This is a genomic window from Thermoflexus hugenholtzii JAD2, from assembly GCF_900187885.1.
GTDB classification, from domain to species: Bacteria; Chloroflexota; Anaerolineae; order Thermoflexales; family Thermoflexaceae; genus Thermoflexus; species Thermoflexus hugenholtzii.
The window spans coordinates 148,155-167,128 of sequence record NZ_FYEK01000044.1 but is presented as its reverse complement, the minus strand read 5'-3'; the positions used below and the strand labels follow the sequence as shown (position 1 = coordinate 167,128).

The following is an 18,974-nucleotide window of genomic DNA, read 5'->3' as shown; positions in this document are numbered from 1 at the left end:
CCTTCCGGCGGGCTTCGGCTAAGATGAAAATCCCTACCCTCCGCAGGAGGTCCGGTGATGAAAGCGGTGATCCCGGTGGCCGGGTTCGGAACCCGGCTGCGGCCGCACACCTACAGCAAGCCGAAGCCCCTGATCAACGTGGCCGGCAAGCCCTTCCTGGGCTACATCGTGGAGAAGCTGGCCGCCCTCAACCCGGAGGAATACATCTTCATTGTGGGCTACCTGGGCGAACAGATCCAGCAGTATGTGGACAGCACCTACCGCCTCCCCGCCCGCTACGTGGAGCAGAAGGAGCTCCTCGGCCAGGCCCACGCCCTCTGGCTGGCCCGGGACCACATCGACGGCCCCATCGTGATCATCTTCGCCGACACCCTCTTCGAGGCGGACCTCCGGGACCTGGATCCGAAGGACGCGGATGGCATCGCCTTCGTGAAGGAGGTGGAGGATCCCCGGCGCTTCGGGGTGGTGGAGCTCGACGCCCGGGGCTATGTCACTCGCTTCGTGGAGAAGCCGGCCAGCCTGGAGAACCGCCTGGCGGTGATCGGGATGTATTACATCCGCAACGGCCCCCTGTTGGTGAAAGCCTGCGAGGAGCTGATGGCCCGAGGGATCCGCACCCGGGGCGAGTATTTCCTGACGGACGCCCTGAACATCTTCCTGGAATACGGCCAGCGGCTGCGGGTGCGCGAGGTGAACGTCTGGGTGGATTGCGGGACGCCGGAGGCGGTGCTGGAGACCAACCGCTACCTGCTCGCCCACGGCCACGATAACTCCCGGGAGGCCCAGCGCGAGGGGGTGGTGATCATCCCACCCGTCTTCATCTCCCCCACCGCCCACGTCCGCCATGCGGTCATCGGCCCCTACGCCACTATCGCTGATGGCTGCTTCATCGAGAACGCCATCATCCGCGACTCCATCGTCGACAGCGGGGCGCGCATCGTGAACGCCATCCTGGAAGGATCCCTCATCGGCCGCGACGCCTACGTGGGCGGACGGTTCCGCCGCTTCAACGTGGGGGACTCCTCCAGCATCGATTTCACGTAGCGGAGGCGCCCTCCTCTGCCCCATCCAGGGGCGGGAGGTCCTCCAGGGAACGCAGCCCAAAATGCTGGAGGAAGAGGAAGGTGGTCCCATAAAGGATGGGGCGGCCCGGCCCTTCCGACCGCCCGACCTCCTCGATCAGCCCGCGGGCGAGGAGGGTGCGCAGCACCCCATCGCAGTTCACCCCGCGGATGGCCTCGATCTCCGCGCGGGTGATGGGCTGGCGGTAAGCGATGATGGCCAGCGTCTCCAGGGCGGCGGGGGAAAGCCGCGGGCCTGCGGTCAGGCCCAGGAAACGTCGCACGTCCTCCGCCGCCTCCGGCGCGGTCACCAGCTGCACCCGATCCCCCTTCCGCTGCAGCCGGAGCCCCCGATCCTTCAGGCGCTTCGCCAGCCCCCGCAGCGCCTCCTCCACCGCCTCCGGGGTGGCCTCCAGAGCCCGGGCCAGCTGAACAACCGAAGGGGGCTCCTCCGCGACAAACAGCAACGCCTCCACCCGCGCCTCCAGGGGGAGCCCCCCGTTCGGCTGGATCAGCGGCCGGGGGAACCATTCCCGCTCCGGCTCGGTCACGGCTCCCGACCTCCCGAACTCCATCCTATTTCCATCCATAAGATTCTCACGCCGTCGATCAGGCCGGGGCCGGCGGGCGCCGCTCCCCCCGTGGATAGGGAGCATGGCGGATGCGCACCACCGGCTGGCCCCGCAGGCGCAAGCCCATCTTCTCCTCCACCACCACCCGCGCGATCTGCAGGATCTCCTCCGCCTTGCGGGGGACGTCCACCTCGGGCGCGGTGAGGACGTCCAGCTCGACCTGCAGCCCGTCCCGGTGCGGGATCACCCGGGGCCGCACCTCGATCACATCGGCCAGCTGATCCAGATGATACCGCAGCCGCTCCCGGATGGAATCCACGGCCACGGCCACCGTCGCCCCGCTCACCCCCGGGACCCGGATGATCCGCCGTGGGGGCCGGACCTCCAGCACCAGCCACAGGAGGAGCAGGGCGTCCACCACCAGGGCCAGCAGGATCCCCACCCCATAGCGGATCTCAGGGCGGATTTGGCTGAGGCTCTCCGCCAGATTCCCCAGGCCGGCCTGGAGCAGGCGGGCCAGCTCCACCGGCGTGATGAGGACCACGCTGCAGAGCGGGATGGCCACTAGAATCATTAACACCACCAGGACGCGGTTCAGCGTGTTCATCTCTTGCCTCCGCAGGAGGATTCGGAAGCGGTCATGCCGCGTTACTCCGCCTCGATGGGAACGGGCGGCGCCATCGCCTCCAGCAACGCGCGGGCCCGCTCGACGTCCCGATGGATCTGCGCGACCAGGTCCGCGACCGACGGGAACCGGCGCTCCTCCCGCAGGCGTTCGATAAAGTGCAGCGTCACCCGCTGGCCGTATAGATCGCCGTGCCAGTCCAGCAGATGGGCCTCGACGATGCGCTCCTGGCTCTGATCGAAGGTGGGCCGGACCCCGATGTTGACCACCGCCATGCGGCGGATCCCTTCCGGCAGATCCGCCCAGCACGCATACACCCCGTCCGCCGGGAGGGCGTGCTCCGGCCAGATCGCGAGGTTCGCAGTGGGGAAGCCCAGGCGCTGCCCCCGGCCGGCCCCGGCGATGACCTCCCCGCTGACCGCGAAGGGACGCCCCAGGCACGCCGCGGCGGCGCGCACGTCCCCCTGCCGCAGCGCCTCGCGGATCCGACTGCTGCGCACCGGGCGACCGCCCAGACGGAACTCCATGGCGACGTGAACTGTGTAGCCATGCTGGCGGCCCAGCGCCTCCAGGACGGGCAGGGTCCCCTCCCGCCGATAACCCAGGGCGAAATCCGGGCCGGCCCAGAGGGCCCGCATGCCGATGCGGACCAGCTGCTCGACGAACGCCGCGGCCCGGATGCGGGCCGTCTCCGGCGTGAAGGGGAGCTGGACCAGCAGGTCCACCCCCAGGCGGGCGATGTAGCGCCGCTTCTCCTCGGGGGACGTGAGGTAGAACGGCGTCTCCCCGCGCAGGACCACGGCGGGGTGCGGGAAGAAAGTGACCACCACGGCGCGCCCGCCTGTCGCCCGGGCCATGGCCACGACCTGGGCGATGAGGGCCTGATGGCCCAGGTGCACGCCGTCGAAGGCACCCACCGTCACCACGGAAGGGAACGGCTCCACCTCCTCCAGATCCTGGACGAAACGCATCCGCGGCTCCTTTCCCACCGGTTCCCTGCTCATGGATCCTCCGGGAACACCCGCACGGGCTGCCAGCGGTCCCCCCTTCGTTCCAGCAGGGCAATCAGCTCCCCATCCGGTCCGTGGACCCGGAGGCGGGGGCCGGGATGGGGGAGCGCGGCCGCCGGGAGGGCCTGGCCGTGGCGCAGCCGGACGAGGAGCGCCTCGCCCGGGGTCACCGGGGGCCAGTCCGGCAATGCCTCCCCCACCGGGCGCAGGTAAGCCGTCCAGGATCCCGCCCGGGCGGCAGCCTCGAAGGCCTCCCAAGGGACCGCGTCGGCCAGGGTGAAGGGCCCGCTGGCCAGGCGCCGCAGCGCCGTCAGATGGGCTCCGCATCCCAGGCGCTCCCCGATGTCCCGGGCCAGGGCGCGGATATACGTGCCCGCGGAGCAGTCCACCTCCAGGACCGCCCATGGAGGGTTCCACTCCACCAGCCGCAGGGCGTCAATGCGCACCCGGCGCGGTGGGGGAGACACCGGCTCGCCCCGGCGGGCCTTCTCATACAGCCGCTCCCCACCCATCCGGATGGCGGAGAAGGCGGGGGGGATCTGATCGATCTCCCCGATGAAGGCCTGCAGGACCTCCTCGAAGGCCTCCCGCGAGATCGCCACCGGCCGCTCGAACAGGACACGTCCTTCCGCATCTCCCGTGTCGGTGGCGATCCCCAGGCGGAGAGTGGCCCGGTAACGCTTGTCGTGCCGAAGCAGGAACTCCGCCAGCCGGGTGGCCGGCCCGATCAGCACCACCAGCACCCCGGTCGCCAGGGGATCCAGCGTCCCGGCGTGGCCCACCCGCCGGACGCGGGTCAACCGCCGGACCCGCTCCACGACGTCGTGGGAGGTCCAGCCCTGGGGTTTGTCCAGCACCAGCAGGCCTGCGGGCCCTTTCATCGCCGGGCTCCTCAACGGCGGCCTTTGCGCTCCCGGGGGAGGGCGTAGCCCAGGCGGCGCAGCTGCTCCGGATCCCGCCGCCAGTTCTTGCGGACCTTCACCCAGAGCTCGAGGTAAACCGCATGGCCCAGGAGGGCCTCGATCTCCTGACGGGCCGCCGCCCCGATGCGCTTGAGCATCTGCCCGTTCTCGCCGATGACGATGGGCTTGTGGGTCTCTTTCTCCACATAGATCGTGGCGGCGATGTAGGTGAGGTTCGGGTTGCGATCCACCCAGTCGGTGATCTCCACCGCGATCCCGTGGGGGACTTCCTCCCGCAGCAGGAGCAGGGCCTTCTCCCGGATGAGCTCCGCCACGATCATTTGCATCGGCTGGTCCGTCAGCATCTCGGGGTCGTAATAGCGGGGCCCCTCCGGGAGATGGGCGATGATCCGTTCCAGTAGCTGATCCAGGTTATCCCCTCGAATGGCGGAGATCTGAACTTCCTCCCAGGGGAAAGGGGGTTCGGCGTCCGGCGGGGTAGGGGCCAGGGCCCGGTAGGCGGCCAGGTGGGCCTCCCGGTCGGATTTCAGAAGATCGATCTTGTTCAGGGCGAGGATCACAGGCTTATCCGCCGCCTGCTCCTTCAGCAGCTCGGCGATCATGCGATCCTCCTCATCCGGCCACTGGGAAGCGTCCACCAGGAAGACCACCACATCGGCGTCCGGGATGGCCCGGCGGGCCACCTCCACCATATACTCCCCCAGCTTGTGGAAGGGCTGATGGATCCCCGGGGTGTCCATGAAGATCACCTGGGCGTCGGGCCGGGTCAGCACGCCCAGGATGCGATGGCGGGTGGTCTGGGGCTTCGGGGAAACGATGGCGATCTTGGTCCCCAGGTAGGCGTTGAGCAGGGTGGACTTGCCCACGTTGGGCTTGCCGATGATGGCCACGAAGCCGGCCTTATGGCCCGGGGGGACCTCCTCGTATTCCGGGATCCCCGGGATCGAGGGCTCGGGCTCCGAAGCGGGATGGGTGTTCACCGTCGCCGTGCCTCCGGGATCGGATTCGGCCCTCCGGCCCGTCCAGCGGGTTCCGGAAAGGACGCCATCTATCTATGTTAACCCGGATTCCGCCGGGAGAGGTGATCCCATCGCATGGGAGCGGGGTTTTCCGGCAGGGTCGCTGCGAGCGATCTCCTCGTGACCTCTGGTCAGGTCGGCCGTCATTCCAGGCGGAACCGTTCGGCGGCCATAGCGTAGAGGCGGCGCCAGACCAGGCGGTTGATGGCCGCGACGGTGAGGATCATCGTGAGGGTGGCGGCGAGCAGCATAGAGTAATCCCCCTGGCCGGTGGCCTGAGCGATGAGGGCCCCCAGGCCCAGGGTGGCGTGGGCCCGGCCGGCGAACTCCACATACTCCGCCACGATGGTGGCGTTCCACGCCCCGCCGCTGGCGGTGATCAGACCGGTGATCAGGTAGGGGAAGATCGCCGGCAGGATCAGCACCCGCCAGCGCTCCAGGCCCCGGAGCCCCAGGATCTCCGTGGTGAAGATCAGATCCCGGGGGATGGCGGAGGCCCCGGCGATGACGTTGAACAGCAGATACCACTGCGTGCCCATCAGCATCAGCAGCACGGCGGCGATCTCGATCCCCAGCGGGAGCCGCAGCGCGAAGAGCAGGATCACCGGGAAGAGGGCGGTGGCCGGGATGGAGGCCACGACCTGGACGATGGGTTGCAGCCGCGCCGCCAGCGAGCGGTTCATGCCGATCCACACCCCCACCGGCACCGTCCAGGCCAGGGCGATGATCTGGGCGGACAGGACGCGGGCCATGGAGGCCAGGGTGGCCAGGCCGAGGAGGGGCAGGGCCGAGGCGGGCAGCGCGCCGAGCAGGTGATAGGCCTGCACGATGCCATAGCCCAGGCCGAGGAGGGCCAGGGCCGCGAAGGGCAACCCCACCAGCCAGGGCGGGATGGGGTTCAGCGCCGGCCGGACGGCCAGCTGCTCGCTCAGGCGGCCCAGCGCCACATCCACGCGCTCCACCAGGGGCTCCCAGACCCGTCGCAGGAACCACTCGGACAGCGCGGCGCGCTGCCACAGGTCATAAAGCCAGGAGGAGGGCGCCTCGTCGCTCTCCACCATCTCCACGCGGAACTTATCCGCCCAGGCCAGCAGGGGGCGCCAGATCAGCTGATCCATCCCCACGATCACCGCGATCAGGGCGAGCAACCCCCACCCCAGGGCCTGCAGATCTCCCTGTTCCGCTGCCATCTGCAGGTAGGTCCCCAGACCGAGCAGCCGGAAGTCCCGGGCGCCGACCGTGAAGGTCTCCGCCGCCATCAGGAAGAACCATCCCCCGGCCCAGCTCATCATGCTGTTCCAGATCAGAGGGATGGCGGCGTGAGGCAGCTCCAGATGTCGGAAGCGGAGCCAGGGGTTCAGCCGGAAGATGCGGGCCGCCTCTCGGAGATCCCCCGGGATGGTGATCAATGACTGGTAGAAGCTGAAGGTCAAGTTCCAGACCTGGCTGGTGAAGATGAGGACGATGGAGGCCAGCTCCACCGCCACGCCCTCGGGGAGGATGGCTGTCAGGGAAAGGGCGACCACAGGAAGGAAGGAGAGGATCGGCACCGACTGGAGGACGTCCAGGATGGGGAGGATGATCGCGCCGGCCCAGCGCCGGGTCGCCGCGAGGTAGCCCACTGTCAGGGAGAACAGGAGGGAGAGGATATAGGCCATTGCCATGCGCAGGAGGGAGCGCAGGGCGTAATACGGCAGGAGCTCCGGGGCCAGCTTCACCGCTGGCCCGGAGATCGCGGCCGGGGCCTGAACCGCCAGGGCCATCCCCAGCACCAGAAGCGCTCCCAGCAGCAGCAGGATGACCAAATCCGCGCCGCTCAGGGCCACGCGGATTGGGATGAAGGCACCGAAGAAACGCCGCATCTCCCATGGCTCCGTCCGGGATCCCTCCCAAAGGCCGGACCCATTTTACCGCCAAAGGCGGAAGGTCCCGCTTCCCGTTTCAACCGGCAGGCCATTTCGGGGAAGCCACTTTGACACAAAAGACCATCGCTCCCATAATCCACTGAGGGTTTGAAGGCATCCCTTGCGGCGCCTCGGAGCCCGGCGGTCGTGAAGAGCCTGCCGCGAGGGCGTGCAGGATTTCCCACCTGTGGGTTCAAACTCGGCCGGAGGGTGGATGGTGAAGGCTCGCACTGCAGATCGCGTAACGCATTTCACCGAATCCGTCATCCGGGAGATGACCCGGTGGGCCCATCAGTTTGGAGCCATCAACCTGGCCCAGGGGTTCCCGGATTTCCCTGCCCCGGAGGCCCTGAAGGAGGCGGCCGCCCGGGCCATCCGGGAGGACCACAACCAGTATGCCATCACCTGGGGGAGTCCTCGCCTGCGCGCCGCCATCGCCGAAAAATATCGCCGCTTTTACGGCATGGAGGTCGACCCGGAGCGGCACATCACGGTGTGCTGCGGGGCTACGGAGTGCATGATTGCCACCCTGCTTGCCCTGCTCAACCCCGGCGACGAGGTAATCATCTTTGAGCCCTTCTACGAGAACTACGGGCCAGACACCTGGATCAGCGGGGCGAAGCCGGTCTACGTCCCCCTGCATCCGCCCGACTGGACCTTCGACCCGGACGCGTTGCGGCGGGCCTTCTCCCCCCGCACCCGGGCCATCATCCTCAACACGCCGCACAACCCCACCGGCCACGTGTTCTCAGAGGAGGAGCTCCGCTTCATCGCCGAGCTGTGCCAGCGCTACGATGCCTATGCCATCACGGATGAGATCTACGAGCACATCCTCTACGATGGCCACCGCCACATCCCCATCGCCACCCTCCCCGGGATGTGGGAGCGCACGGTCACCATCAGCGGGATGTCGAAGTCCTACGCGGTGACCGGATGGCGCATCGGCTGGTGCATCGCCCCGGAGGACCTCACCGGCGCGATCCGCAAGGTCCACGACTTCCTCACGGTGGGCGCGCCAGCTCCCCTCCAGGAGGCGAGCGCTGTGGCCCTACAGTTCCCGCCCGCGTATTACGAGGCGCTGCGGGCGGATTACGACCGCCGGCGGCGGCTGTTGGTGGACGCTCTGGAGGAGCTGGGGTTCGAGGTCTGGCGGCCTCAAGGAGCTTATTACGTGATGACGGACTTCCGGGCCTTCGGCTTCGAGGACGACACCGCCTTCGCCATGCACCTGGTCCGGGAGATCGGCGTGGCCGTGGTCCCCGGCTCCAGCTTCTACGCCCACCCGGAGCGAGGGCGCAGCCAGGTCCGCTTCGCCTTCTGCAAGCGGGAGGAGACCCTGCGGGAGGCGGTGGCGCGTCTCAGCCGGTTGCGGGCGCGCCGGGCGGCGTTGGGGGCTGCCTGAGAACCCCCCTTCACTCGGATCCCGAGGCCGGGCGAGGGCGCGCCGGCACCCCATAGACCAGCGTCTCCGGCGGGACGTCGCGGGTCACCACGGAACCGGCGCCGGTTTTGGCCCCGCGCCCCACCCGCACCGGGGCCACCAGCATCGTGTCGCTGCCGATGAAAGCCCCATCCTCGATCACCGTGGGATGCTTGCGCACCCCGTCGTAGTTGCAGGTCACCGTCCCCGCCCCGATGTTCACATCGGCGCCCACCGTGGCGTCCCCCAGATAGCCGAAATGGTGCATCCGGGTCCGCGGGCCGACGACGCTGTTCTTGATCTCGGCGAAGTTCCCCACCCGCACCTCCTCCGCCAGCCGCGTCCCCGGGCGGAGGTGGGCGAAGGGCCCCACGTGGACGCGATCCGCCAGCACGGCGCCCTCCACCACCGACGCCTCCACCACGCAATCATCCCCGATCACCGCGTCCCGCAGGATGGCGTTGGGCCCGATGCGACAGCGGCGGCCGATCCGCGTCTCCCCCTCGATGTAAGTGTCCGGATAGATCACGGTGTCCGGGCCGATGATCGCCTCCATCCCGATATACACGCGGTCCGGATCGACCAGGGTGACCCCCTCCAGCATCCAGCGGGCGTTGATCCGCCGCCGCAGGATGCGCTCGGCCTCGGCCAGCTGAACCCGGGTGTTGACCCCTAAGGCTTCCTCTGGATCCTCCAGGGGCACCGCCTCCACCGGCTCGCCGTCCGCCACGGCCAGGGCGACGAGATCCGTGAGGTAGAGCTCGCCCTTCACCGGGCTGGGCTGCAGCCGGGCCAGGGCGGGCCAGAGCCAGGCCGCCCGCACCGCGTAGACCCCTACGTTGATCTCCGAGAGGCGCCGCTCCTCCGGGCTCGCCTCGGCCTGCTCCACCACCCGCACCACCCGCCCGGCTTCATCCCGGACCACCCGGCCGTAGCCGGTGGGATCCGAGAGCCGGGCGGTGAGGAGGGTGAGCGTGGCCCTTCGCGCCCGGTGAGCCTCCATCAGGCGCCGGTAGGTTTCGGGACGCACCAGCGGGAGATCCGCATAGGTGATCAGGAGGTCGGAGGCCTCCTCCCGCAGGAGCGGCTCGGCCCACCGGACGGCGTCGCCGGTTCCTCGGGGGGCCGGCTGCCGGACGAAGCGCACCCCCGGGCCGGCCGCCTCCCGGACCAGGTCCGCAGCCGGTCCGATGACCACCACGGGAGGATGGGGCGATCCGGCCGCCCGCAGGGCCTCGATGCTGTGTCGGATCATCGGGCGGCCGGCCAGGGGATGGATCACCTTCGGCCGCTCGGAGCGGAAGCGGGTGCTTAACCCCGCCGCCAGGATCACTCCCGTCCACGTCATCGCCCGATCCTTTCAGTTTGCTTTCAGGGGGACATCTTTCTTGCCACCGCGTTCCCGGTTGCGGCACACCGGCGCGGGTCCGTTCTCCCCGGGTGCCTCACCGCGGCCGGGCGCGCCGCTGGCCGACCCAGTAGCCGACCGCACCCCCGACCAGCAGCAATGCGAGGAACCCGGCGGCGAGCAGCAGCGCCTCCCCCAGGCGGGTGAGATCGAGGCCGGAGGCGCTCGCCGCGGCAGGGGCCGGCAAAGGAGTGGGGGCCGGGGACGCGGCAGCCGGGCGGAGCCCGAAGAGCAGGGTCACTTCCGCGTTCCATGGCAACCAGACCTCCCGTCGCGGGAAGCCGGAGGCTTGGTAGCCGGCCGGATCGTCCAGGGCGAGGAGATAGTAACCCGGCTCCAGATCCCGGGCGCAGGCCGGCTGGCCGGCTTGGGAGATCAGAGTCTGCTGAAAGCCGCGCCCGTTCACCAGGGCGATGCGCACCCCCGCGATCCAGGGCTCCCCCTCTTCCCTCTGGTCGTTCCCGTTCCGATCCTCGAAGGCCCCGGTGCACAGCGCCCCCGGCTGGCGCGCCACGGGCGCGGGCGTCGGCGAAGGAGCGGCCGGGGCAGCCTGCGGCGGCCGGATCAGGAGCTCCTGGCCGACGATCAGCAGGTCCGAGTCCAGCCCGTTCAGGGCCCGGATCTCGTCTACGGTGGTGCCGTAAAGCAGGGCGAGGCCGAAGAGGGTGTCCCCCTCCTGCACGGTGTGGACGATCGAGCCATCGGGGCGCGGGGTGGCGGTGACCGCCGCCTGGGCCAGGGCCCGGGGTCCGGAGCCGGCCAGACCGGCCACTGTGAGGCCCATCAGGGCGAGCCCGATCCATGCCGCGAGCAGCCAGCCAGCGGTTCGACGCATCGATCTTCCCTCACCTTGGGCTGAAGAAAGGGTGCAGCGGGGGCATTTTAGCAGAAGCCGGAACGGGGGGAAAATCCATGGCGGATCCCATCGTGGCCTGTGCTGTGGGGAGCCTTTCATTGGATGGAGGCGCCATGCACTGGTCGATGGCGGAGGGGACACCGCTGGGGACGCTGTGGGTGGTGGCGGGGGCGCGGGGCGTGCGACGGGTGATCTTCGGGGAGGACGCCGCTTCGGAGTGGGCGGCCCTTCAGGCGGCCCACCCCGAGTGGATCCGGTGGGACGGCGGCTTAGCCGCCCAGGCCATCGCCCAGATCCTGGAGTATTTGCGGGGGAAACGGAAAACGTTCACCGTCCCTCTGGATCCGGAGGGCACGGCCTTTCAGCAGGCGGTCTGGCGGGAGACGCTGCGCATCCCGTATGGGCGGACGATCACATATGCAGAGCTGGCGCGGCGCATCGGACGGCCGGGGGCGACCCGGGCCGTGGGACAAGCCCTCGGGGCGAACCCCCTTCCCATCCTCATCCCCTGTCACCGGGTGGTCGCCTCGGACGGGAGCCTGGGGGGCTACACCGGGGGGCTCTCCCTCAAGCAATGGCTCCTCCTGCTAGAGGGCGTTGCAGAAACCCTCCCCGCACAGAAGCGCTGACACCTCCGTCCCGGGGGTCCGGGCAGGTGCCCCCTTGGGGCGTTCCCATCCTGCTCCCCCGCGGCCGGGAGGAGCGAGCCTCCGGGCCGCCCCTCCCGGCCGCAGCTCCCCGGGTTTATCCTTGCGGCGGGCGATTCGAGGACCCGTTGTTCCCACCGGCGACGGCCTGCCGGACCTGGTGATAGAGCTCCTCCAGCCGCTTGGGCAGCTCCCGGGGCGGGATCGGGCCCAGCCAGCAGGCGTCCGCCTCCACCTCTTGGCTCCGCCGCCGGATCAGTCCGTCCATATAGTAAACCGTGATGGCCACCACAATGTCCCGGGTCTCCGGATTCGACTTGATCCAGGCGCAGAGCTCGAAGGGATCCCCATCCGGCAGCTCCTCGCCGATCAGGACGATGTCCGGATGGTGCGCCGTCACCTGCTCCAGGGCCTCCGCCATCGTGCCCGCCTCTCGGATCTCCCACGGCACGTTGCGCAGGCCGATGCGGTAGAGCAGCCGCATATCCGGGTTTTGTTCCACAATCAGGAGTCTCATCGCCCACCTACGCGAAGAGATAATCGGGGAAAGGGGTCTCGTCCCGGGCCGCCCGATGCTCCAGCCACCGGGCCGCCGCTGCGGCGAAGCCGGTCAGGTCCTTCGCCCGCACCCGGAGCAGCCACTGGCGCTCCTCCTCGGTGAGGTCGTAGCGGGCCAGCACCTCCGCCCGGCGGGGGCCCAGCAGCTCCTCGCGGATCCGCTCGTCGATCAGGGCCCAGCCCACCAGCTCGTCGATCGCCGCCGCCGACATGGTCGTCGCTCCTTATCGAGGATTCTGACGCTCAAGCCAAACCTATGTAGGACTGCCGCCATCCATCGGCGGGTTGGCCAGCCGGAAGACCGCCCCGACCAGCCAGACCGCGAGCAGGGCCAGGCGGAACGCCTGAGGATGGGTCATCAACCAGGTCGCCAGCGCGAGCCCACGGGCCTTCATGGCGCTTCCTCCCGAAAGGATTCTGGCTCCATCGTAACGAGGGCCTCTCACGGGACTCTCACGGGGATGGGCAGGGATTTCTGACGGACCAGGCGCGTGGTTAAGGGATTCTGTCGGGGGTTCAGGGCTCAGGAAGGGGGTGCCCGCGCCGGCGGGCGATGGCAGGACGGAGCGATGGGCCAGGCCTTTCGATCCCGCACCGGTGCGATTTCCCTCGCCGCGTCCGGCGGTTCGCCGCCTGCCTCAAGGGGCCGCTTTCAGGCGCGAGGGCGGATCACGGGCGGCCGGTCGGGCTCCGGGCGCGGCGGATGGACTCATACAGGGCCTGGGCCTCGGGGGAGGGCCGCAGGCCCAGCTCCCGCTCCAGGCGGGCCGCATACTGCCGGTAGAGATCCAGGGCGGCACCGGGCTGGTCCAGGGCGAGGTAACAGCGGAGGGCCCCCAGGCAGGCGGCCTCTAAGTAGGGGTCAGCCTCCAGGGCCCGTTGGAACCAGGCCAGGGCCGCCGCCGGCTCCCCCGCCGTCAGGGTCGCCTCCGCCAGGGTGAGGAGGGCCTCCAGATACTGGGCCCGCAGCCGCTCCCGGCGCTCCACCGCCCACTCGGCGTTCCAGCCGCTCAGGTAGTCCCCCCGGTAGAGCTCCACGGCCGCCCGCAGGTGGGAGAGGGCCTCGGGGGTCCCCCGGGCCGCCCGGGCCTGCCGGAGGTGCGCCTCGAAGACCTCCACGTCATACCAGTGGGGCTGGCGGCGATCGAAGGCGTAGCGACCCTCCCGGAAAACCAGGACCTCCCGCCTCAGGATCCGCTTGAGGCGCCACTTGGCCGAGTGGAACTGGCCGGTGAGCCGGGCCGGATCGGCGTCGGGCCAGAGGGCCGCCCCGATCTCCTCTCGAGTCGCCGAGCCCACCGAGAGCATGAAGAAGAATAGCTCCCAGGCCTTGCGGCCCTCAGGCCAGGCCACGCGCTGCCCCTCGATCCACACCTCCCCGGGGCCGAAGGCCCGGATCTCCATAGGGGGCGAGGCGGCCCGGGCGGAGGCCCGGCGGGACCGCCCGAGCCGGCGCAGGGGATCCCAGATCCGGGGCCACTCCACCCCCCGCCGCCCGGCCAAGCGGAAGAGCTTGTCGGCCCGCCGGAGCTCCGGGAGCAGGGGGGCGACGAGGAGGTCCGGCCCGTTGAGCCGGGCCGCCTCGGCGAGCTGCTGGAGGGCATCCCGCTGGCGGTGGGCCAGGAAGTAGGCCCGGGCCATCAGGAAGTGCCCCCACACCCGGGTGGGCAGCTCCGCCCCCTGCAGGCGCTCCAGGGCCGGGGCCATGCGGGAGAGGCCGTCCAGGGCCTGCCCAGCCTCCACCTCGGCCATCCCCCGGGAGAGGGCGGCCACCGCGGCCAGGGTCGGCACCCCCAGGCGGGCCGCCATCTCCGCCGCCTCCCGCAGGGAGGCGAGGGCCTGGCGGGGCTGCCCCTTCAGCCGCAGGGTCCGCCCCAGCCCCTCCAAGCCGTAGGCGGTGAGGTAGGCGTTGCGGACCTCCCGGGCGATCTCCAGGGCCGCCCGGTAGGCCGCCAGGGCTTCCTCCAGCCGCTCCTCGTCCCGGGCCAAGTCCGCCAGGCCGATGAGGAGGAAGGCCTCGGCCCGCCGATCCCCCACCTGGCGGGCCAGCCCCAGGCCCTCCTCGTAGTAGCGCCGGGCGGCCTCGAACTGGCACCGGGTGTAGGCCGTGTAGCCCAGGTTGTTCAGGAGGGAGATCAGGGGACGGGGGTTCTCCAGGGACCGGGCCAAGGCCAGGGCCTCCTGAAGGTAGAGGTCCATCTCCACCAGCCGATCCTGGGCCCGCAGGGCCTCGGCCAGCTCGATCAGGGTGTTCACAAGATCCACCGGGGCCTCGAGGGAACGGAACAGCGCCATGGCCTGGCGGAGGTCCTGCTCCGCCTCCCGGGGGCGGCCCTGGGCGAGGCGGGCGAAGCCCCGCAGCCGGTGGGCGGCGGCCAGGGGGTGAGTCCACTCCGGCCGGCAGGCGGCGAGGGCGGCCTCGGCGGCGGCGAGGGCCTCGGCGTGCCGGCCCATCAGCTTCAGGGTGGAGGCCCGCTGGATCTCGATCTCCACCCGGACCTGGTCGTCCCCCGGCCCGCAGGCCGCCGCGGCTTGGTCCAGGAGGTGGAGGGCGGCTTCCGGCCGGCCGGTGTCGGCGAGCATCTTGGCTTGGTAAAGCAGCAGGCGGGGGGCCTGCCGCAGGCGGGCGGGGGGCAGGGCCCGGAACCACCGGCCCAGGGTCTCCAGGCGCCCGGCGGCGAAGACGCCCCGCACCGCCCCCTCCATGGCCTCGACGGCGGCCTCCAGATCCTCGGCCTCTAAGAAGTGGGCGACGGCGGCCTCGGCGTCGCCCCGCCCGGCGAACCATCGGCCCGCCCGCTGATGGAGGACCCGGTAACGGGCGGGGTCCCAGGAGCGCAGGTGGAAGTTGAGGAACTCCCGGAAGAGATGATGGTAGCGATACCAGGGGCCCTCCGCGGTGGTCTCGACCTGGATCAGGAAGAGCTGGCGGCGGTCGGCCTCTTCGATCCACCGGGCGGAGTCGTCCCGGGCGCGCACGGCGTTGCAGGCGGCGACGTTGAAGAGGGGGAGGATGGCGGTCTCCAGGAGGAAGTCCTGAAGCTCAGGGGGCTGGCGATGCAGGACCTCCTCCTCGAGATACCGGTAGAGGGCGCCGGGCTCGCCGGGCCGCAGGGGGCGGTAGGCCCCGGTCTCCCGCAGGTGCTCCACCAGGAGGAGGATGGCGGTGATCCACCCCTCGGTCTCCTGGGCCAGGGCCCGGGCCTCCTCTTCGGAGAGCTCCATGGCGTGGTGGCGGGTGAAGAGGGCGCGGACCTCCTCGGGGGTGAAGGCGAGGTGGCGGGCGCCCAGGCCGGTGGCCTGCTGGCGGGCGACCAGAGGGGTCATCGGGAGGCCGTAGGGGCCGCGGCTGGCCAGCAGGATGTGGAGGTGCTCGGGGGCGCGCTCCAGCAGGTGGCGCATCAGGATCTGAATGCCGAGGTGCTCCGCCACCATGTGATAGTCGTCGAGGATCAGGGCGAAGTAGTCGGGGATGTTCTCGAGCATGTCGTTGATGATGGCAGTGGCCACCGTCTCGGGGGGGGCGCCGGCCCGCAGCACCCCCAGGGTGAGGCGGCCGAAGGCAGGGAACCGCTCCCGGAGGGAGGCCACCAGGTGCTCCACGAAGCGGTGGAGGTTCCGATCCGTCTCATCCAGGCTATACCAGGCGACGGGGAGGTCGGTGTCGTGATAGAACTGGATGAGGAGGGCGGTCTTCCCGTAACCGGCCGGCGCGGAGAGCAGGATAAGGGTCTTATCGATGTTCTCATGCAGGAAGTTGAGCAAGCGGGGGCGCTCCAGCAGCGGCCCGCGCCGCACCGGCGGGTAGATCTTGGTTCTGGCGATGGGGAGCTCCGCGATCATAGCACCCCCCTGCGCTCCGGCAGGCGGAGCCCAGCGGCTTCTCCCAACCTCCGCCGGGCCCCGCCCGGAACCCCCTCTTCCGCGCTTCCTCCCGGGCAGCGGCCTCCCGTCCCATCAGGTTGGAGCTGTGTTGGTGCTTGAAGTATAGCGGGGAGCTTGCGGATCGACAAGGTGGGTGGCCTGCGGCCTCCGGGCTGACGCTCAGCGGGTGACGCAGGCGCGGACGTGGTGGCTCTCGGTCTCGTTGCCGGCCTTGTCGTAGGCCTTCACCCAGAACTCGTGGCAGCCCAGCAGGCGCTCCCGCTCCACCCGGTTGAAATACCACTTCGCGTTGAAGGGCGGCGCGTCGCGCACGGCGAAAGGCTGCCCGTCCGCGTAGAACTCCACCCGGTCCATGGCGTAGTTGTCTGAGACCTCGGTGACCACGCTGATCCATTCCTCCGAAAGCTTATACGTCTCCCCCTCCCGCGGATACACCACCCGCACCGCAGGGGGGGTGCGGTCCACGGTCACCGGGACCACGGCGGTGTGCACGCTCCCGTCGTGGCGGACCACGGTGAGCTGCAGGGTGTAGAGGCCGTCGGCGAAGCCGGAGGTGTCCCAGCTCTCCAGGAGCCCGTTGTCCACGGGGTTGCCGTGCTCCGGGCCAATCGGGATCCAGGCGGTGGGGTTCAGGCCGGCCCCCATGGCCAGCCGGTAGAAGGCCACATCCCCCCGGGCGTTGCCGATGATGGGGACGATCCCGCGGACGTAGGCGTAGGGGGCGGGGTTGAGGATGGCGACGTCGCCGGCCGGCTGAGCGAACTGGGTGTCGTATTCCGTGGGCGGCTGGGGGATGCCGGCCTCCCGGGCCCAGCCCAGGGCCTCCGGCGGGACCACCAGGAAGACTTTCTCCTCCACCTTGTCCGGGGGCGTGCTGGCGGTGGCCAGCTTGCCGGTCTCCCGGTTGATGCGGAAGGCCTGGTGCAGGTCGCAGATCTCTTGAGGTTCCGTCCCCGGGATGAACAGCTCCTTCACCGTCGGGCAGTAGGGGCCGGGGAGCTTGCCGGAGACGGCGCAGATGGTCTGCTCGATCAGGCCGGGAGGCCGCTGGAAGGGCTCCTCCGGGAGGTCCCGGTGGGCGTATTCCATCACGTCATGCCAGATGGGGGCCGCCCCAGCGATCCCGGAGACGTTCCGCATCGGGCTGTTGTCGGTGTTCCCCACCCACACGCCCACCGCCAGCTGCGGGGTGTAGCCGATGGTCCAGTTGTCCCGCCAGTCGTTGGTGGTCCCCGTCTTCACCGCCGCGGGCCGGGAGAGCTCCAAGACGTTGCCGCGCCCGAAGGCCTCCCAGCGGGCGGCCTTGTCCGAGAGGATGCTGGTGATCAGGTAGGCCACCCGCGGGTCCAGGATGGCCTGGACCTCCGGCTGGCGGTATTCCCAGAGGACCTTCCCATCCGGGGTTTCCACCCGGAGCACAGGGACCGGGTCCAGCTCCCGGTAGCCGGGCCGGCGGCGGTCTTCGGGGACGGGGGCGCCGGCCATGAAGCCGTTGTTGGCGAAGACGCTGAAGGCGTAGACCATGTCGATCAGGCGCACCTCGCCGCCGCCCAGGGTGAGGGCCAGGCCGTAGTAATCCAGGCCTTTATCCAGGGTGGTGAGCCCCATGCGGTGGGCGAGGCGGATGACGTTGGCGATCCCGGCCATCTGCAGGGCCTCCACGGCCGGGATGTTGTAGCTGCGGGCCAGGGCCAATCGCATCCGCTGGGGGCCATGGAACTTGCGGTCGTAGTTCTCCGGGGCGTAAGGCGGCATCCCCGGCCCCTGATCGAAGGTCTTAGGGACATCCCAGAACAAGTGGGAAGCCGGCACGCCCTGGCTGAGCAGGGTGGCGTAGGTGAAAGGCTTGAAGGCGGAGCCCGGCTGCCGCAGTCCATCCACGGCCACGTTGAAGCGGCCATCGATGGACTCGTCCCAGTAATCCACGCTTCCCACCATGGCCAGGATCTCACCGGTCCTCGGCCGGATGGCCACCAGGGCCCCGTTGGTCACGTTGCGCTTTTCCGCCTTCAGCTTCTCGACGTGGCGGCGGACGGCCTGCTCGGCGTATTGCTGGAGGTCCCAGTCCAGGGTGGTGTAGACCCGGAGCCCACCACGGTGGACCAGTTCGGGTCCGAAGCGCTCCTCCAGCCAGCGGCGGACGTAAAGGGAGAAGTGGGGGGCTTTGATGTCGAAACGCGCGGCGGGCTGACGCCGGATCTGGAGGGGCTGGGCCTTGGCGGCCGCGGCCGCCTCGGGGGAGATGTAGCCCTCCCGCACCATCGCGTCCAGCACGATCTCCTGACGGCGCTTGGCCTCCTGGGGGGCGTCGATGGGGTTCAGGCTGGGGAACTGGGGGATGGCGGCCAGCATGGCGGACTCCGCCAGGTTCAGCTCCCACACATGCTTGCCGAAGTAGATCTGGGAGGCGGCCTCCACCCCGTAAGCCAGGTTCCCGTAGAAGTTCGTGTTCAGATACATTTCCAGGATCTGATCCTTCGAGTAGCGGCGGGAGAGCTCCAGGGCCAGCAGGATCTCCTTGATCTTGCGGGTGTAGGAGCGCTGGTAGCGCTCCTGGGGATCGATGAGGGTGTTCTTCACCAGCTGCTGGGTGATGGAGGAGCCGCCCTGGACGACCTCGCCGCCGGTGCGCAGGTTGATCCAGAAGGCCCGCAACAGGCCGCGAGGGTTGATCCCCGGGTTCTCGTAGAAGGAGCGATCCTCGATGGCGATGGTGGCCTGGCGCAGGGCGAGGGGAATCTGCTCCAGGGGCACCCAGGTGCGATCGCCCCAGGTGGGATCGATCACCTCATAGAGGAGGACGCGGCCGGTGCGGTCGTAGATCTTGGTGGTCTCGAAGGCTCTGGCGCTGGCCTCGATGCGAGCGGGATCGGCCTGGCGGATCAGGCTGACGTAAAGGGCGGCGGCCCCGGCCACGCCAGCCGCGGCGAACAATCCCATCCCGGTGAGGCCGAAGATCCCCAGCGCCAGGGCCAGGCGGATCCATCGGGCGGCCCCCTGGTGGCGGCGGGCCCGCCGCATCCGTCGTCGCTCCAGCAGCCAGCTCAAATCCCCGGGTCGAAGAGCCATCGCATCCCATCCTCTCT

Annotated in this window: 16 protein-coding genes; 3 read left to right on the top strand and 13 right to left on the bottom strand. The window is 69.8% G+C overall.

Annotation, left to right across the window (positions count from 1 at the left end):
• Window positions 1-57 precede the first annotated feature (57 nt).
• Entirely contained in the window at window positions 58-1,044 is a 987-nt protein-coding gene (locus CFB18_RS11065; protein ID WP_088571863.1) for a sugar phosphate nucleotidyltransferase, read from the top strand.
• Here the strand turns inward: CFB18_RS11065 and scpB are convergent.
• The 6 genes from scpB to CFB18_RS11035 form a co-directional block, all read right to left on the bottom strand.
• Window positions 1,037-1,612 (bottom strand): SMC-Scp complex subunit ScpB, encoded by a 576-nt coding sequence (gene scpB, locus CFB18_RS11060; RefSeq protein ID WP_200808181.1) that lies wholly within the window; start codon window positions 1,610-1,612, stop codon window positions 1,037-1,039. The genes CFB18_RS11065 and scpB overlap by 8 nt on opposite strands.
• Window positions 1,613-1,670: 58 nt before the next feature.
• The gene (locus tag CFB18_RS11055) at window positions 1,671-2,240 is read right to left on the bottom strand and encodes a hypothetical protein (RefSeq protein WP_088571861.1); all 570 of its coding nucleotides are present in this window, start codon (window positions 2,238-2,240) and stop codon (window positions 1,671-1,673) included.
• A 41-nt stretch (window positions 2,241-2,281) separates the two neighbouring features.
• Window positions 2,282-3,229 carry a bifunctional riboflavin kinase/FAD synthetase gene (locus CFB18_RS11050; RefSeq protein WP_159461719.1) on the bottom strand — a complete coding sequence of 316 codons (948 nt, stop codon included), beginning with the start codon at window positions 3,227-3,229 and terminating at the stop codon, window positions 2,282-2,284.
• A gap of 29 nt (window positions 3,230-3,258) precedes the next feature.
• On the bottom strand, window positions 3,259-4,149 hold the full coding sequence (gene truB, locus CFB18_RS11045; protein WP_088571859.1) for a tRNA pseudouridine(55) synthase TruB: 891 nt from the start codon (window positions 4,147-4,149) through the stop codon (window positions 3,259-3,261).
• An 11-nt stretch (window positions 4,150-4,160) separates the two neighbouring features.
• Window positions 4,161-5,171: a GTPase Era gene (era, locus tag CFB18_RS11040; protein WP_234977041.1), complete on the bottom strand. Its 1,011-nt coding sequence runs from the start codon at window positions 5,169-5,171 to the stop codon at window positions 4,161-4,163.
• 182 nt (window positions 5,172-5,353) lie between these two features.
• Window positions 5,354-7,072, bottom strand: coding sequence for an ABC transporter permease (locus CFB18_RS11035; protein ID WP_088571857.1), 1,719 nt, complete (start codon window positions 7,070-7,072; stop codon window positions 5,354-5,356).
• A gap of 256 nt (window positions 7,073-7,328) precedes the next feature.
• Between CFB18_RS11035 and CFB18_RS11030 the strand changes: the two genes are divergently transcribed.
• Entirely contained in the window at window positions 7,329-8,516 is a 1,188-nt protein-coding gene (locus tag CFB18_RS11030; protein ID WP_088571856.1) for a pyridoxal phosphate-dependent aminotransferase, read from the top strand.
• A 10-nt stretch (window positions 8,517-8,526) separates the two neighbouring features.
• Here CFB18_RS11030 and glmU read toward each other — a convergent pair whose 3' ends face one another.
• Window positions 8,527-9,882 carry a bifunctional UDP-N-acetylglucosamine diphosphorylase/glucosamine-1-phosphate N-acetyltransferase GlmU gene (glmU, locus tag CFB18_RS11025; RefSeq protein ID WP_088571855.1) on the bottom strand — a complete coding sequence of 452 codons (1,356 nt, stop codon included), beginning with the start codon at window positions 9,880-9,882 and terminating at the stop codon, window positions 8,527-8,529.
• A gap of 97 nt (window positions 9,883-9,979) precedes the next feature.
• A complete protein-coding gene (locus CFB18_RS11020) occupies window positions 9,980-10,777 on the bottom strand; it encodes a LysM peptidoglycan-binding domain-containing protein (protein WP_159461718.1) in 798 nt (265 codons plus the stop codon).
• Window positions 10,778-10,911: 134 nt separating this feature from the next.
• Here CFB18_RS11020 and CFB18_RS11015 point away from each other — a divergent pair, with 134 nt between their 5' ends.
• Entirely contained in the window at window positions 10,912-11,427 is a 516-nt protein-coding gene (locus CFB18_RS11015) for a methylated-DNA--[protein]-cysteine S-methyltransferase (protein ID WP_088571853.1), read from the top strand.
• 115 nt (window positions 11,428-11,542) lie between these two features.
• On the opposite strand, the gene CFB18_RS11010 is transcribed toward CFB18_RS11015, so the two are convergent.
• The 5 genes from CFB18_RS11010 to CFB18_RS10995 all read right to left on the bottom strand — a co-directional run bounded on the left by CFB18_RS11010 (window position 11,543) and on the right by CFB18_RS10995 (window position 18,957).
• Window positions 11,543-11,962, bottom strand: a complete 420-nt coding sequence (locus CFB18_RS11010) for a response regulator (protein ID WP_088571852.1) — start codon at window positions 11,960-11,962, stop codon at window positions 11,543-11,545.
• Between the two features lie 7 nt (window positions 11,963-11,969).
• On the bottom strand, window positions 11,970-12,215 hold the full coding sequence (locus CFB18_RS11005) for a hypothetical protein (protein ID WP_088571851.1): 246 nt from the start codon (window positions 12,213-12,215) through the stop codon (window positions 11,970-11,972).
• A 42-nt stretch (window positions 12,216-12,257) separates the two neighbouring features.
• Window positions 12,258-12,398: a hypothetical protein gene (locus CFB18_RS15370; protein ID WP_159461717.1), complete on the bottom strand. Its 141-nt coding sequence runs from the start codon at window positions 12,396-12,398 to the stop codon at window positions 12,258-12,260.
• 274 nt (window positions 12,399-12,672) lie between these two features.
• Window positions 12,673-15,846 carry an ATP-binding protein gene (locus CFB18_RS15365; RefSeq protein WP_088571850.1) on the bottom strand — a complete coding sequence of 1,058 codons (3,174 nt, stop codon included), beginning with the start codon at window positions 15,844-15,846 and terminating at the stop codon, window positions 12,673-12,675.
• A gap of 201 nt (window positions 15,847-16,047) precedes the next feature.
• A complete protein-coding gene (locus CFB18_RS10995; protein WP_159461716.1) occupies window positions 16,048-18,957 on the bottom strand; it encodes a penicillin-binding protein in 2,910 nt (969 codons plus the stop codon).
• Between the last annotated feature and the right edge of the window lie 17 nt (window positions 18,958-18,974).

What these genes read in the sequence shown, in the direction of transcription:
- CFB18_RS11050 (WP_159461719.1), bottom strand. Translation starts at nt 3,229, where the DNA reads ATGCGTTTCGTCCAGGATCTGGAGGAGGTGGAGCCGTTCCCTTCCGTG.
- CFB18_RS11010 (WP_088571852.1), bottom strand. Translation starts at nt 11,962, where the DNA reads ATGAGACTCCTGATTGTGGAACAAAACCCGGATATGCGGCTGCTCTAC.
- CFB18_RS11030 (WP_088571856.1), top strand. Translation starts at nt 7,329, where the DNA reads ATGGTGAAGGCTCGCACTGCAGATCGCGTAACGCATTTCACCGAATCC.
- truB (WP_088571859.1), bottom strand. Translation starts at nt 4,149, where the DNA reads ATGAAAGGGCCCGCAGGCCTGCTGGTGCTGGACAAACCCCAGGGCTGG.
- CFB18_RS11005 (WP_088571851.1), bottom strand. Translation starts at nt 12,215, where the DNA reads ATGTCGGCGGCGGCGATCGACGAGCTGGTGGGCTGGGCCCTGATCGAC.
- CFB18_RS10995 (WP_159461716.1), bottom strand. Translation starts at nt 18,957, where the DNA reads ATGGCTCTTCGACCCGGGGATTTGAGCTGGCTGCTGGAGCGACGACGG.
- CFB18_RS15365 (WP_088571850.1), bottom strand. Translation starts at nt 15,846, where the DNA reads ATGATCGCGGAGCTCCCCATCGCCAGAACCAAGATCTACCCGCCGGTG.
- CFB18_RS11055 (WP_088571861.1), bottom strand. Translation starts at nt 2,240, where the DNA reads ATGAACACGCTGAACCGCGTCCTGGTGGTGTTAATGATTCTAGTGGCC.
- glmU (WP_088571855.1), bottom strand. Translation starts at nt 9,882, where the DNA reads ATGACGTGGACGGGAGTGATCCTGGCGGCGGGGTTAAGCACCCGCTTC.
- CFB18_RS11035 (WP_088571857.1), bottom strand. Translation starts at nt 7,072, where the DNA reads ATGCGGCGTTTCTTCGGTGCCTTCATCCCAATCCGCGTGGCCCTGAGC.
- CFB18_RS15370 (WP_159461717.1), bottom strand. Translation starts at nt 12,398, where the DNA reads ATGAAGGCCCGTGGGCTCGCGCTGGCGACCTGGTTGATGACCCATCCT.
- CFB18_RS11020 (WP_159461718.1), bottom strand. Translation starts at nt 10,777, where the DNA reads ATGCGTCGAACCGCTGGCTGGCTGCTCGCGGCATGGATCGGGCTCGCC.
- CFB18_RS11015 (WP_088571853.1), top strand. Translation starts at nt 10,912, where the DNA reads ATGCACTGGTCGATGGCGGAGGGGACACCGCTGGGGACGCTGTGGGTG.
- CFB18_RS11065 (WP_088571863.1), top strand. Translation starts at nt 58, where the DNA reads ATGAAAGCGGTGATCCCGGTGGCCGGGTTCGGAACCCGGCTGCGGCCG.